Origin of the sequence: Streptomyces sp. NPDC006339, assembly GCF_040612775.1 — a bacterium.
Taxonomy (GTDB): Bacteria; Actinomycetota; Actinomycetes; order Streptomycetales; family Streptomycetaceae; genus Streptomyces.
The window spans coordinates 1-14,027 of record NZ_JBEXQW010000092.1 but is presented as its reverse complement, the minus strand read 5'-3'; the positions used below and the strand labels follow the sequence as shown (position 1 = coordinate 14,027).

Below are 14,027 nucleotides of genomic sequence, written 5' to 3'. Positions count from 1 at the left end.
GTTCATGAATCGGCTCGCCGACCGCATCGCCCAGGACTCCCGGCGCCCCGCCAGGGTCACCTACACCGTCACCGACACCGTCCAGCACCGGAACCCTGAATCGCCCGACCCCGGCCCGCACAAGCAGCCCGTCGTCCAGCTCCCGCCGCCCGCCTGCGGCCCTGAACCGGCCACAGCACATCCGCGCGGCTCCACCCGGCCCGGGCCCCGCCGCACGGTCAGGCGCCGCCCCACCCCGATCATCGCCCACGACCCCACCGCCTCCAGAGCGGTCGTCCTCGCCTACGTCCAGGTCCTGTGTGAAAACGTCCTGCGCTCCAACGACGTCGACACCCTCGCCGACTTCGCCGCCGACTACGACGAGACCGGAGCGCGCACCTTCGCCTGCCTGCTCTACCGCCTCGACCGTCGCGACAGCGCGCTGTACTGGTGGCGCTTCGCCGCCGGCGCTGGTGACCCCCTTGCGGCCCACCTACTGGCCGCCCATCACGCCGCTGTCGGGCAGAATCCGGACGCCCGAGTGTGGCGGGCGAGTGCACAGATGCTGGGGTTCACCGACCAGCACCTGCCGCATCCGGTGAGGCGAAGCACCGAGATCGCCGAGGTGGCCTGGGATGCCGAGATGATGGCTTTCATGGGGGCATCCGGCCTGCCGCAGGATCTCGTCCGCTGACCACCGGCCACGCTGGGCCGAACTGAAGGCCGCCACTCACCAGGTGGCGGCCTTCATTATTCGGGCAGGTCCCCGGCTCTGTCGGCCGGATGACCGGCACCGTCGTGCGCGTGGGGGACTGTGTGCGCAGACGTGGGGCGACGAGCTGAACTTCGACGAAGGGGCTGGACGTGTTGGAGCGTCCCGGCGGCCGCGCGTGCACTGATCGCGGGGGCGCCGAGTCAGCTCCTGCCGCTGCGTGGGCAGAACGACGGCGATGGGGGTGAGGATCCGCGCCGAGGTGTGGTGTGGCCTGGGCGTGCTCGGTGAAGAAGGAGACGGCCGCCGCGAAGAAGGCCCTGGCCAAGAAGACGGCCGCGAAGAAGACTGCGTCGGCGCGGAGGAAGTCCGCGTAGAGAAGCGGGTCTCACTGTGTTTCGGATGCGGCGCCTGACCACTCAGGCAGAACGAGAAGGTCGCCCCCGTCGGGCGATGGTGTGACCGTATGCCCCATCTCCAGCAGCAGGCCCGACACCGCGGCCTGCACGATCGCCCGCATGCTGTCGCCTGATGCCCCGGGCTGGTCCCGCGACAGAGAGATGAAGCCGTCCGAAGCGGGTCATCTCACCAGCACCCCGGTCGGGGTTTCGGTCACTGCAAGCCCTGGCCTGCCGTCCTCCCCGTCACCGTCGGATAGGTGAAAACCCGCCTGCACCAAGGCGCGCCGGACCTGTATGAGCAGGTCGGCAGATGCGGATGGCACGAAGCTGCCCCTGCCCCCATTCTCCGTGAACATGCCACCCGCGAGCCGGGCGGGCCGACTGCTGCGCGAGTTACCTGGTCTTCCCCGGGTCCATGCAGTGGAGGCCGCCGGGGCGGTGCCGCCTGCGGCATGGAGGGAGCCGCAGGCGGCACACCAGCCACCGACCATCGCCGCCGTCCACGACTCGGGGGGTGTCCGTCGACGGCGCAGTCGCCCTTCTGCCCACCGGATCACGCTCCACACCTCGCCTGCCCGGGTGATCCAGAGGTTGTCCGGGACTACGAGCATGGTGCGCTCACGCAGGGGTGAGCGGTGCGGGCCCGGCCGCCGCGGTGGCGGTGAGGCCGTGCGGCCTGTTAACCCGGCTTGCTCTCGCACCTGTCGCTGGGCGAGGACGATTACCTTGCTGTCGGACAGGCGAAAATCTGTATTGGCCAGAGTAGACATTGGGTTGTGGTGTGGTTATGGTTTCTGTCGTAGTCGAGATCGAGAAGGGCCCGGCAGAGAAGAACTGCCGGGCCGCAGTACCCGCAGTTGCAGTTTGCAGGACGGTGCGGTGACGGAGTTTCGAAGCCAGGGTTGTTGCAGGACGGCGACGGGACTGGTGACCGACCGGGTGGCCCGCAGTGATCAGGGGCCGCTAGCACCGCAGTGCAGTACCCCGCAGTGAAGTTGGTGAGTAGTACCTCGGTGAAGGCGTCGGCTGCGGGCGGCGCGCGCGCCGGGAGGTTCGGTAGTGGGGTTCCAAGTCAGAGCAGACGCAGGAGGCGGCGGGGCCGGCTGCCGAAGTGGCGCTGTGAGAGGCCACCAGCAGTTCGCAACACCAGCAGTACGCAGTTCCCGTTTGGTGAGTGATTGATCCAGAGGGAAGAACGGAGGGGCCAACACCATCAGGATCGCCCGGGCTGGAGTTTTGGGTCCGGGTACCGCAGGACATCGATAGTGAGGTGGTCTCCGGTCAAGCAACCGCGATCCCCGCAGGCCCGGCGGCATGTTGGTCGGGTCGGTGGCAACAGAAGGCCGGCGCGGCATCAGGGCCGGCAGATGGTGTAGCAGTTCCTTCGGGGCCCTGGTGCCGTACGGCACCAGGGCCCCTCCACATGTTCCGTGAGTCCCACGAGAGAGGTGCAATGACCGCGGACGACTCGTACGGCCGTCTCGACGACGATGACTACCCCGCCTACACCATGGGCCGGGCCGCCGAGATGCTCGGCACCACCCAGGCCTTCCTGCGCGCCATCGGCGAGGCCCGCCTCATCACCCCGCTGCGCTCCGTCGGCGGACATCGCCGCTACTCCCGCTACCAGCTACGCATCGCCGCCCGCGCCCGCGAACTGGTCGATCAGGGCACCCCCATCGAGGCCGCGTGCCGCATCGTCGTCCTCGAGGACCAACTGGAGGAAGCCCGGCGCATCAACGCCGAATACCGCCGCGCTGCCGCAGCAACGAACCCCACAGCCGCGGCATGACCCAGGGCGCGCCTGGCGCTTCCCGGCGGCCTTGCCCGCACCCGGTTCAAGGCGCGATGTGAGCGTTTTTCCTGTGGTGACGGGGTGTGCGGACGTGTACCGTCTGTGTGAGCTGTCGTGGTTCGGAAGTTCCCTTTGCCCACGCCTTCGGCGTGGGCGTTTTGCTGTGCTGTGCCGCAGGAACCAGGGCGATCACCTCCGTCTCCCGCATGGTGTGGGAGGCGTTCATCGACTGGAAGGCATGGATATGGCTACGGGAACTGTGAAGTGGTTCAACGCGGAGAAGGGCTTCGGCTTCATCGCCCAGGACGGTGGCGGCCCGGACGTCTTCGCCCACTACTCGGCGATCAACTCCTCGGGCTTCCGTGAGCTCCAGGAGGGCCAGACCGTGACGTTCGACGTCACGCAGGGCCAGAAGGGCCCGCAGGCCGAGAACATCAACCTGGCCTGACCTCTCCCGCCCCATTGGCAGACTGGCCTGCCCCAAGGTCCCTGCTCCTTCAGGTTCATTCCTAGGAGGAGCAGGGCCTTCGTGCTCTCCCACCTCGCTACGGGGCCTGCTCGGCCGGAAACCTCTCTTGTCCCCAGTGCCCGCGAGCACTTCGCCCCGTCGTCCTCGACCGGGTCAGCGCCGACACTGACAGCGCTCGCCCCGATAGCGAGCCTCGCTCCGGACAACGCCTACCTCACAGCGGTCGGCCTGCGACACCGGTGAGCCGACCGCGCGCGAATCCGGGCGTGAGCCGTTCGGCCGTGATGACCGGCGCGTCCTCCTGAAGCCGCTGCACTTGGCTGCGTACACCTGGCCCCGGCCCATCCGGACGCCCCGGCGGCGCGTACACGATCGGACCGTGCCGCGTCCGAGGCACCGAACGAGGCGGCACGGAACCGGCGCACGGGTGAGTGATGCGACACTTCGGGCGCGAGTTCTGCTCATCCGCCCGGCCCGCACCGAACCCGGCGGCACTACAGGGCCATGGCCGGCGGTCCGCCGTACGATCACCAGGTGACCACCCGCCGCACTCTCGGCCCCGGCCCTCCGGCCGCGCCGATCCAGGCCGCCCAGGCCGACCTCCTTGTCGACCTGCCCGGCCTCGACCTGCCCGACGTCGCCGAGCTGCGCGCCCGGGGCGTCCGGCGCACAGGACCTGCGCGCGGGGGGATGGCGGAGTCCCTGATCATCTTGGCAGTCGTGGTGGGAGCCAGTCTCTCGGGGCGGGAGCCGGCCGCGGGGGCACTTGGGCACCTTCCTCTCGACCGAGGGCAAGGACGCTCCCCGGTGACGCCGAAGGCGCCTGGGGGCGTTCTGAGGGCTGGCGCCCCGTCCGGGTCTCCTGCCTGGGGCCGCGCGTGTGCTCGCCGGAGTGGCGTACAGGACGGCCGTGTCTACCCCCTGCCCTCTGCCCCCGGCATCGGAGGCCGGGGGCCGTCACCGTGCCCGGTGGCCCGGAGGCCGAGGGCTGGAGCTCAGGCGTCCGGGTTCTTACCGGCGGCGACGGTCGTGATGCGCTGTACCTGCATCGTGGCGAACGACCGCAGGTCGTGGTCCTTCGGAAGCGCATGCCCGTACACGAGAGCCACGACGGTGCCGACGCGGAGCGCCGCGACCGAGGACTCTTCCTTCGCGTAGGCGTCGGTCTCGTCGGCGCCCACGTCGATCGTCAGGGGCTTGATCGCGGCAGCGCTGCTCTCATGGTGCTGGGCGACCATCGTCTTCATGCCGACCTTGGCGCTCTCGACGGAGTCGTAAGCCAGCAGCTCGAAGTCCACGTCGATCTCACCACCGCTGTCCAGATCGAAGTGCTGAGTGGTCGCTGCGGCACTCAGCCCGGCGCAGCTCCAGGAACCCTTCATCTGGCAGAACTCCTGCAGCTCGCTGCCTTCTTGGACCTGCGGAGTCTTCCCCTTCCACCCCTTGGGCGCGGCCAGCTTGCTCGGAATGGCCTGCGCCACCTGAGCCGAGGTGAGCGGCCCGGCGACCGCCTTCACACCACCGCCGTTCGATCCACCGCCGTTCGTTCCGCTGCCGCCCGAGCAGCCGGCCAGCGCCAATACCAGCGCGAGCCCGACAACCCCACCGCACACCTTCCGCATCACCATGACGCCCCCGTCCTTCCATGATCGACCGTCAGTCGACCGCGATCTTACGGCTACTTGACGTGCTCCCGCCCAAATGACCGAGGTGGGGTGCTGGGCCTGTCCCCGCTGTGCCATGAGCCGCGGTGCACGTGAAACAGGACGCGGTGCGGGGTCCGCCTCGGTTACGCTCGCCGCAGACGATGATCAAGGAATGGGGGAGGGTCCGGTATGGCGGCGGACGTGACGGGTGAACGGCTGCGTGCTGAGGACCCGCGGGAGATCGCGGGGTACCGGCTGCTGGCCCGCATCGGCGAAGGCGGCATGGGCACCGTCTATCTCTCCCGCACCCGCGGCGGACAGCCCATCGCGCTGAAAGTGATCCGGCGTGAGTACGGTGGCGATCCCGCGTTCCGCCGCCGCTTCGAGCAGGAGGTTCAGGCGGCCCGCCGGGTCCAGGGCTACCACGTCGTCCCGGTCGTCGACCACGACACGACCGGCGAACAGCCTTGGCTGGCGTCGGTGTTCATCCCCGGTCTGCCCCTGCACGAGGCTCTCGCGGCGCACGGCCCGCTGCCGCTGCCCGCCGTCCTCCAGCTCGTCGGCTGCACCGCGCGGGCGCTGACCGCGATCCACACCGCCGGCATCGTGCACCGCGACCTGAAGCCCAGCAACATCCTGCTGAGCAACCAGGGTCCCTACGTCATCGACTTCGGCATCGCCCGCGCCGCCGACGCCACCCAGCTCACCCTGTCCGGCGGCGTCATCGGCACCCCGCAGTTCATGTCCCCCGAGCACGCGCTCGGTGAGCCGGTAGGACCGGCCACCGACGTCTTCTCGCTCGGCCTGATCGCCGCCGTGGCCGCGACCGGCCGCCACCCCTACGGCGACGGCGGCGCTCTCACCCTTGCCGCACAGATCGCCAACACCGCCGTACGTCCACCCCGCCTGGACCTCTACGACGACCGGCTCCGCCCGCTCCTGGAGCGCTGCCTGTCCGCCGACCCGGGCGACCGCATCGGCACCCCAGAACTGGCCGTACTGTGCGAGCAGGCGGCAGGACGCTCCCTGAACGACTTCACCGGCTGGCTGCCGCAGCCGCTGACCGCACAGATAGCCGCCCGGGAGCATGCCCCGCTCACCCCGCCACCCGAGCCAACGGTCACCGCCTCCGGGCCGCGCCCACCGCACGGCCCCACCTTCGCCGCCACTCCCACCGTGGCGCCGCCCCCGCCGTCCACACCGCCGGCCCCGGCGGCGCCGCTGCGCCCGCGGACCGGGCCCGTCGTCGCCGGCACCGCCGTGGCCGTCGCCCTGGCGGTGATCCTGACCTGGACGCTGACCCGCTCCGGCGACACCGCGGAGGATGGGCAGGGCAAAGGCGACAGCAAGCAGTCGGTGCAGCCCACCCCATCCACTGCTCCGACGCCGACGCCGACGCCCTCCGCCGCCGACGACTCCGGGTACACCGTCGTCTTCCGGGACCGTCCCTTCGCCCTGCGCTCCCCGAGCGGGGCCAACCTCATCTGGGCTGACCTTGACATTCCGCAGGTCATGCAGGACACCCCGGGCCGGGAGCTCCTGCTCAGCGAGATCTCGGGCGGCCGCTGGGAGTTCTATACCCCGATGGGCAAGAGCACTGGCAAGACGCCGCAGCAGTGCCTCCAAGGCGCTCAGGCCGACGTGCTGCCCACGGAGATCGAGGCGAACGACCTGCGGACCGCCATCCCCGTCGGAACGCTGCTGTGCACGGTCACCACTGAGAACCGGCTGGCCATGCTGGAGGTCACCGGCATCACCACCAGCCACGGTGACCTGCCCGACTACGCCACCCGACTGACCCTCTGGCAAAAGAAGTAGCAGGCGGATACACGAACCGGGCACCCCAGCCGCGACCCCGCCGGGGCGACTTCAGCGGCTAGTCTGCTCCGCTCCTCGCCTCACATCGCGATGATGGTGGTGTGGGGGCGAGGGGATCTTTCTGACGATCAGTGGGCTGTGCTGGAGCCGGTGTTGCCGGTCGCGGAGCTGGGTCGGCCGTCGTTGGGCCGGCGGAAGCTGATAGACGGGATCCGGCGGCGGGTGCGGACCGGGGCTCCGTGGCGGGACGCCGTCGGAGTACGGGCCGTGGCAGACGGTCTACGGACTCTTTCGCCGCTGGCAGCGTGACGGCACCTGGTCCGAACTGCTGACCCGGCTGCAAGGCCGGGCTGATCACGTGGGAGGTCAACGTCGACTGCACGATCTGCCGCGCCCACCAGCACGCCGCAGGCGCCTGCCGCGACCGCCTGGACGCAGAACGAACCATCGGGCGGCACCCGCTCCAAGCCCGAGGACCACGGCCTGGGCCGCTCCGGGGAGGCTTCACCACCAAGATCCACCTGGCCTGCGAGCAAGGCCATCGGCCGCTGTCGCTGCTGGTCACCACAGGTCAGCGCGGTGACAGTCCTCAGTTCACCGCCGTGTTGGAAGGCATCCGGGTCCCCAGCACCGGACCGGGCCGTCCCCGTACCCGGCCGCTGCGAGTGCGGGGCGGCAGGCGGCTGAATCGACTGGCCCCCGGCTCGGAAAGCGGGGGACAGGGAGCGGTACGGCCGTATGGTGACGAGGTCCGTCAAGCCGTTCGGGGCTTGTCCGCGTGGCTGTGTGGCCGGCGTGAGCGAGGCGCCAGGCCGCTAGTTCTGCGCGTCACGGGACGCGTCGTACCCGTTGTCGTAGGTGCCGGGCTTGCGCTGCTCACGGCCGCCGCCCTCGCCACCGCCCCCGCCGAGGGCGTTGGCGATGACCCTCACGACGGCAATCACGAAGGGCTGGGAGACCATGACGATCTGCGGGTTCTCCGCCTCCCACGTGCCCAGGGGCCTGGTGGCCTTGCCCAGGGTGTCGCCGGCAGCCCCTGCGACGGTCCCTCCCGCCTTTCCGGCGCCGTCGATCAGGGTCTTCAGCTCCTTGGGCATCAGGGATGTGAGGCGGCCCTCGATGTCGATCGTCTCGCCCTTGGGGTGCGGGTCCTGTGCGACCTTGGTCAGAGCCGCCTTGATCTTGCTGTCAGAGGACCAGCTCCTCCAACTGATCCAGCACCCCGGTCGTGGCAGTACTCATGGCACACCTTTCTCTCGCGGATGGGATTTCGAATACCGGACATAGTTCCGCCCGTCTGGTAACGCGCTCATTTCATCCTGAAAGGGCTGCGAGCCGGGCTGTACACGCCTGGGGGCAGGGGGCGAGGGGAAGCACTCGCGAGCACCTTGCGCTCCGGCGTACGCCCTCTCGACACCTGTCGACGCGGATCGCCGGTCCACGGCCACGGGGCGTGCGCCCCAAGGCGTCCTCGACCCGCACCGGCACCCGCGCCGAGGCCGCGCCGCACGCTCGGCATCGGCCCCGCCGACACGTCGCGGCAGTACCGCCCCCAGGCGCCCGCGCCCTGCCCGGATCTCACGGGCGGGGCGCGCGGATCCTCGCATCAAGGGCTGACAACAGATGCTGGGGCGGCTTGATTCCCCAGATGCGGGCGCGTGGCGAGTGGCCTCGCGGCAGCGCTGGGCGGATGGCTGTCGCGGCGGGGGCTGGATACGCGAAGAGGTGGCCGGGCCTGCGCGTTGCAGACCCGGCCACGGGGCGGTTGTCAGCCGATGATCTGGAAGCTGAAACTGCGGTCGCCGAGGGTGCCGTGGTCGTCACCGTGGTGATCACGACCCGGCCGGTCTCGATGACGGCGGCGTGGGTGTTGTCGAGCAGGACCCAGCCGTCGGCGGTGATGTTGGAGGTGACGGTCGGCGTGGTCGCGAACGAGCGCTGGAAGGTGATGGAGTAGCGTCCCTGGGCGTCCTTGTGGACCCAGAAGTCGCCGCTGCCGGGCCCGCTCGATGCGGGTCCAGACACCGGTACACGTGGTGGTTCAGCATTGCAGCGGGGTGGGGAACGCGGTCGCGGCGCGGCCCCACGCGAACTCGAGGTCGTCCAGGAAGACGGTCTCCAGCTCCTTCTCCCACAGTCGGCGCAGGAGCATCGGAACGGCCTCCATACGCTCCAGGGTGACCAGGGTCTCGGGCTGTCCGATCAGTGCGTACCGGCCGAACTCTGCGGGCTGCTGCCCGGCCCGTACGCCCGCAGCAGTTCCTCCAGGCGCTCGCGGTGCTGCTCGACGAACGCCGCCAGGCGCTCGAGATGTACCCCCAGCGTTCCTCGGGCGCACCGCGCTCCTCGGTTTTACTTGACGCTTCAAGTAATCGGCCTACCTTTAGTTGAAGCGTCAAGTCATTGGGGAAGGTCCGACACTATGAACGTCACCCTCTGGATCATCGCGGGCCTCCTGGCCGTCGCGTTCGCCCTCGCCGGTCTGATGAAGATCGTCCAGTCGAAGGAGAAGCTGGCCGCGTCCGGGATGGGATGGACCGGCGACTTCTCCGTCGGCGCGGTGAAGGCCATCGGTGCGCTGGAGGTGCTCGGCGCGCTCGGCCTGGTCCTGCCCGCGGCCCTGGGCGTCGCGCCGGTCCTGGTGCCGCTGGCAGCCGCGGGGCTGGCGGTCCTCATGCTCGGCGCCGCGGTCGTCCACGCCCGCCGCAAGGAGCAGCAGATGATCGGCGTGAACGCCGTCGTGCTGATCCTGGCCCTTGCTGTGGCGTGGGGCCGCTTCGGGCCTTACGCCTTCTAATCTCGCCACGAACCAGCCGAAATCGAACCCAGGTCTTTGGGAGATCGCCATGCGTGCACTGAACGTTTCCGAGCCCGGTGCCCAGCCCGCCGTGTCCGACCTGCCCGTCCCGGAGGTCACCGACGGCCATGTCCTGATCCGGGTGAGGAACGCGGCCCTGAATGCCGTCGACAACGCCCTGGCCTCGGGAATGATGGCCGAGATGATGCCCCACGCCTACCCGCTGGTGCTGGGGCGGGACGCCTCCGGTGTGGTCGAGGTGGTCGGCGCGGGCGTCGACCACCTGGCTGCCGGTGACGAGGTCTTCGGGCACGTCCTGCTCGTCCCGCCGGTCCAGGCCGGCACCCTCGCCGAGTACGCGCTGCTCCCGACCGCCTCGGTGGCGGCCAAGCCGGCCGGGCTGGACTTCGCCACGGCCGCGGCCCCGCCGCTGGCCGGCACCGCCGCCTACGCCTCGGTCGAAGCCCTCGACGTCCAGCCGGGGCAGGTCGTCCTGGTGGTCGGTGCCACCGGCGGCGTCGGCTCCTACGCCGTGCAGCTGCTCGCCGCCCGTGGCGCCACCGTCGTGGCGACCGGGACGCCCGCCGACGCCGACCGGCTCACCGGCCTGGGGGCCGCGACGGTCGTCGACCACACCGCCGCCACGCTGGTCGCCGACCAGGTCACCGCCGCCTACCCCGACGGCGTCGACGGCCTGATCGACCTGGTCTCCCGCAGTGCCGAAGGACTGCCCCTGAGTGCCCTGCGCAAGGGCGGCAAGGTCGCCAGCACCCTGAACGCCGCCGACGAGCAGGCCCTCGCCGCGGCCGGGCTGACCGGCAGCAACATCATGGCCACCCCGGTCCGAGAGGTCATCGAGCCGCTGGCCGCCCTGGCCGCCGAAGGAACCGTCAAGGCCGACATCGCCACCGTCCTCCCCCTGGAGCGGGCCGCCGAGGGTCTGGCGACCCTCGCCGCCGGCCACGCTCGCGGCAAGATCATCGTCAACGTCGGCGACTGACCCGGACCACCGTCCTGGCCCGCTGCCCAGCTCTGCCCGCCCCGCCCGGAAGGGCGGTGGCCCGCATCCCTGACAGAACCGACCGAAAGCCCCTCTCATGATCATCGTCACCGGCGCCACCGGGCAGCTCGGCCGCCTCGTCGTGGAAGACCTCCTCACCCGGGTCCCCGCCGACCAGATCGTCGCGGCCGTCCGCACCCCGCAGAAGGCCGCCGACCTCGCCGAACGCGGCGTCCAGGTCCGTGAGGCCGACTACGACCGCCCCGACACCCTCAAGACCGCCTTCGAGGATGCCGACAAGATCCTGCTGATCTCCGGCAACGACTTCGGCCGCCGCGTCCAGCAGCACCAGGCCGTCATCGACGCCGCCAAGGACGCGGGCGCCGGCCTCCTGGCGTACACCAGCGTCCTTCACGCCGACACATCCACCCTGCCCGTCGCCCCCGAGCACCAGGCCACCGAGGAAGCGATCAAGGCCAGTGGCCTGACCCACAGCCTGCTGCGCAACGGCTGGTACAACGAGAACTACATCCCCACCGCCCAGCAGGGCGCGGCCACCGGCACGATCATCGGCAGCGCCCGCGACGGTCGTATCTCCTCGGCCTCGCGCGCCGACTACGCCGCAGCCGCCGCCGCGGTCCTCACCGGCGACGGCCACGACAACACCGTCTACGAACTGTCCGGCGACACCGTCTTCACCATGGACGACGTCGCCGCCAACACCACCGCTGTCACCGGCACCCCGGTCACCTACCAGGACCTGCCGGCCCAGGACCACGCCAGGGCCCTGGCCGAGGCCGGTCTGCCCGAGCCGGTCGTTCAGATGCTCCTCGCGATCGACGCCGGCACCGCCGACGGCCAGCTGGCCGGCACCACCGGTGACCTCTCCCGCCTCATCGGACGGCCCACCACCGCACTGCGCGCGACCCTCACCGCCGCACTCGCCCACTGAACCAGCCGTACACGCCGTTCTTCACGGGCGGCCGGTCACGCGCCGCCGCCTGCCTCCGCCGCTCGTCCCCCTTTCAAGGAGATCCCCATGTCCACCACGCCCTCCTCTGCCACCACCGCATCGGCCCAGTCCATACCTTCCGGGCCCAGCCGGGCCGCCGCCACGGGATGGCTGATCGGGGGCATCGTGGCCGCGAGCATCGCCAACGCGCTCATCGCCCTGATCGCCCTGGCGGCGGGGGCCTCGAAGGACTTCCAGCCCCTCCAGCCCGGCGCCTACGTCTCCTTCACCGTCCTGGGCGTCCTCATCGGCGCGGCCGGCTGGGCGGTCGTCCGCCGGCGCTCGGCGGATCCGCGCGCCCTGCTGGCCCGGCTGGTCCCCGCCGTCGTGATCGTCTCCCTCGTCCCCGACCTGGCGATGTTCGTCAGCGACTACAAGCCGCACGCGGACGCCGCGGGGATCATCGCCCTGATGCTCATGCACGTCGCGGTCGCCGCCATCGCCGTCGCCACCTACCCGCGCGCCCTGCCCCTGAACGACACGCCCCGCAGCTGACCCGGGCCACCCGCTTTGCGGCCCGTCCGCGGCAAGCCCCGGAGCCGAGCCGCCCAACCCCAGACCGGGAGGTCACCATGCAGCAGGAGACAGTCGGCGTCGGACTTGAAGCGTCAAGTTACCGTGAGGGTATGAACACCGATGAGCCCCGCTGGCTGGACGCCGAGGAACAGCAGACCTGGCTCGCCATGGTCAGCATGCTGGTCAGCCTCCCCGCCGCCCTCGACGCCCAGTTGCAGCGCGACGCCGGCATCTCCCACTTCGAGTACCAGGTCCTCGCCGGACTCTCCATGTCCCCCGACCGCACCCTGCGGATGAGGGACCTGGCCGACTTCGCCGAAGCCTCCCTCTCCCGGCTCTCCCACACCGCCAAACGCCTGGAGAGCAAAGGCTGGCTCACCCGCACCCCCGACCCCGCCGACGGCCGATCCACCCTGGCGATCCTGACCGACGCTGGCTGGGACAAGGTCGTGGCCACCGCCCCCGGCCACGTCGCCGAAGTACGCCGCCTGGTCATCGACCCCCTGACCAAGACACAGGCCAAGCAGCTGCGCGAGATCAGCCACCGCGTCAACGACGCCATCAACCCCGACCGCACCTGCCCCCCGATGCTCAACCCCTGACCGGCACCAGCCCCCAGGACCGGCCACGGCGCATCAGCCCCCCGCCCCACGTGTTCGATCACCCGCATCCGCCCGGAGGCCCGCCATGACCGACCCGCTCAACCCCGCGATACCCGCAGGCGCCTACGACGCCTTCCTCCCCGGCGCCCTCACCCGGGCCGCCGCACACCGCCCCTGGACCCCCGCCGACGGACCCCTGCCCGCGATATACCTCAGCCACGGCGCCCCGCCGCTCTTCGACGACGGCCCCTGGCTGCGTGAGCTGTCCGACTGGGCCCTGGCCCTGCCCAAGCCCAAAGCCATCGTGATCGTCTCCGCGCACTGGGAGGACGCCCCGCTGATGCTGTCGGCCCCCGCGGCCGGCACACCGCTGTACTACGACTTCGGCGGCTTCCACCGGCGCTACTACCAGATGCGCTACGCCACCCCCGACGCCACCGCCCTCGCCGCCCGCCTCGCCGCGATGATGCCCGACGCCGAACCCGTCCACCAGCACCCCACCCGCGGCCTGGACCATGGCGCCTGGATCCCGCTGATGGCCATGTACCCACTGGCCGACATCCCCGTCGTACAGATGTCCATGCCCACCCACGACCCCCAGCGCCTCCTCGCCCTCGGCCGCCGCCTGGCCCCCCTGCGCGACGAAGGCATCCTCGTCATCGGCTCCGGCTTCATGGTCCACGGCCTGCCCTACATCACCCGCGGCATGATGCTCCACGGCACCGTCCCCGCCTGGTCCTCCGGCTTCGACGACTGGGCCGCCGACGCCCTCGCCCGCGGCGACGTCGACGAACTCGCCGCCTACGCAACCCGCGCACCCGGCATGCCCTACGCCCACCCCACCCCCGAGCACTACCTCCCCATCTTCATCACCCTCGGCACCGCCCAGAACCCCGAACAGCCCGCCCGCACCGTCATCGACGGCTACATGGCCGGCCTCGCCAAACGCTCCTTCCAACTGGCCTGACCCCCACCACGACCCCACCCCCACGCTCCAGGAACCAGGCCGGCAATGACCGCTCCCATTCGCGGTCACTGCGCAACGAGCACCACCGCCGCACCAAACTCAGCAGACCTTCCAGCCCTTGTTCTGCCTACGCACATGATCCGAAGGAAACGGCCTAGGCCGTTTCCTTCGGATCACTTTGCTGACCGGATGGATGGCGGCGTGGCGGAGTCCGGCGTCCGGCCTGGCCCGAAGTGATGACCGACGCGAGCGGCCGGCAACGGCCGTGGGCGGCGACGGCCCGCTCCGGGGCGCCCTTCCTGTATCGGCCTGC

General features: G+C 70.6%; 15 protein-coding genes. 11 read left to right on the top strand and 4 right to left on the bottom strand.

Annotated features, from left to right (window positions below; translation table 11 throughout):
* The 3 genes from ABZ135_RS37900 to ABZ135_RS37890 all read left to right on the top strand — a co-directional run.
* Window positions 1-673 (top strand): hypothetical protein (locus ABZ135_RS37900; protein WP_356702808.1); only part of this gene is annotated, 673 nt, incomplete at its 5' end.
* Window positions 674-2,545: 1,872 nt separating this feature from the next.
* Window positions 2,546-2,884 carry a MerR family transcriptional regulator gene (locus ABZ135_RS37895; protein WP_356702806.1) on the top strand — a complete coding sequence of 113 codons (339 nt, stop codon included), beginning with the start codon at window positions 2,546-2,548 and terminating at the stop codon, window positions 2,882-2,884.
* Window positions 2,885-3,131: 247 nt separating this feature from the next.
* A complete protein-coding gene (locus tag ABZ135_RS37890) occupies window positions 3,132-3,335 on the top strand; it encodes a cold-shock protein (protein WP_030325187.1) in 204 nt (67 codons plus the stop codon).
* A 1,016-nt stretch (window positions 3,336-4,351) separates the two neighbouring features.
* Here the strand turns inward: ABZ135_RS37890 and ABZ135_RS37885 are convergent.
* Window positions 4,352-4,984 carry a hypothetical protein gene (locus tag ABZ135_RS37885; protein ID WP_356702804.1) on the bottom strand — a complete coding sequence of 211 codons (633 nt, stop codon included), beginning with the start codon at window positions 4,982-4,984 and terminating at the stop codon, window positions 4,352-4,354.
* Window positions 4,985-5,191: 207 nt separating this feature from the next.
* On the opposite strand from ABZ135_RS37885, the gene ABZ135_RS37880 reads away from it, so the two are divergent.
* A complete protein-coding gene (locus tag ABZ135_RS37880) occupies window positions 5,192-6,820 on the top strand; it encodes a serine/threonine-protein kinase (RefSeq protein ID WP_356702802.1) in 1,629 nt (542 codons plus the stop codon).
* A 90-nt stretch (window positions 6,821-6,910) separates the two neighbouring features.
* A complete protein-coding gene (locus ABZ135_RS37875; RefSeq protein ID WP_356702800.1) occupies window positions 6,911-7,129 on the top strand; it encodes a transposase in 219 nt (72 codons plus the stop codon).
* Window positions 7,130-7,635: 506 nt separating this feature from the next.
* Here the strand turns inward: ABZ135_RS37875 and ABZ135_RS37870 are convergent.
* The 3 genes from ABZ135_RS37870 to ABZ135_RS37860 all read right to left on the bottom strand — a co-directional run bounded on the left by ABZ135_RS37870 (window position 7,636) and on the right by ABZ135_RS37860 (window position 8,987).
* Window positions 7,636-7,917, bottom strand: coding sequence for a hypothetical protein (locus ABZ135_RS37870; protein WP_356702798.1), 282 nt, complete (start codon window positions 7,915-7,917; stop codon window positions 7,636-7,638).
* Between the two features lie 481 nt (window positions 7,918-8,398).
* The gene (locus tag ABZ135_RS37865) at window positions 8,399-8,845 is read right to left on the bottom strand and encodes a hypothetical protein (RefSeq protein WP_356702796.1); all 447 of its coding nucleotides are present in this window, start codon (window positions 8,843-8,845) and stop codon (window positions 8,399-8,401) included.
* A gap of 16 nt (window positions 8,846-8,861) precedes the next feature.
* Window positions 8,862-8,987, bottom strand: a complete 126-nt coding sequence (locus ABZ135_RS37860; protein ID WP_356702794.1) for a hypothetical protein — start codon at window positions 8,985-8,987, stop codon at window positions 8,862-8,864.
* Between the two features lie 255 nt (window positions 8,988-9,242).
* Between ABZ135_RS37860 and ABZ135_RS37855 the strand changes: the two genes are divergently transcribed.
* The 6 genes from ABZ135_RS37855 to ABZ135_RS37830 all read left to right on the top strand — a co-directional run bounded on the left by ABZ135_RS37855 (window position 9,243) and on the right by ABZ135_RS37830 (window position 13,714).
* A complete protein-coding gene (locus tag ABZ135_RS37855; RefSeq protein ID WP_356702792.1) occupies window positions 9,243-9,617 on the top strand; it encodes a DoxX family protein in 375 nt (124 codons plus the stop codon).
* 49 nt (window positions 9,618-9,666) lie between these two features.
* A complete protein-coding gene (locus ABZ135_RS37850) occupies window positions 9,667-10,617 on the top strand; it encodes an NADP-dependent oxidoreductase (RefSeq protein WP_356702790.1) in 951 nt (316 codons plus the stop codon).
* A gap of 97 nt (window positions 10,618-10,714) precedes the next feature.
* Complete coding sequence (locus ABZ135_RS37845) at window positions 10,715-11,569, top strand: SDR family oxidoreductase (protein ID WP_356702788.1); 855 nt, start codon at window positions 10,715-10,717, stop codon at window positions 11,567-11,569.
* Between the two features lie 87 nt (window positions 11,570-11,656).
* The gene (locus tag ABZ135_RS37840) at window positions 11,657-12,124 is read left to right on the top strand and encodes a DUF6069 family protein (RefSeq protein ID WP_356702786.1); all 468 of its coding nucleotides are present in this window, start codon (window positions 11,657-11,659) and stop codon (window positions 12,122-12,124) included.
* Window positions 12,125-12,255: 131 nt separating this feature from the next.
* The gene (locus ABZ135_RS37835) at window positions 12,256-12,747 is read left to right on the top strand and encodes a MarR family transcriptional regulator (protein ID WP_356702784.1); all 492 of its coding nucleotides are present in this window, start codon (window positions 12,256-12,258) and stop codon (window positions 12,745-12,747) included.
* An 85-nt stretch (window positions 12,748-12,832) separates the two neighbouring features.
* Window positions 12,833-13,714, top strand: coding sequence for a class III extradiol ring-cleavage dioxygenase (locus ABZ135_RS37830; RefSeq protein WP_356702782.1), 882 nt, complete (start codon window positions 12,833-12,835; stop codon window positions 13,712-13,714).
* The last annotated feature ends 313 nt before the right edge of the window (window positions 13,715-14,027 follow it).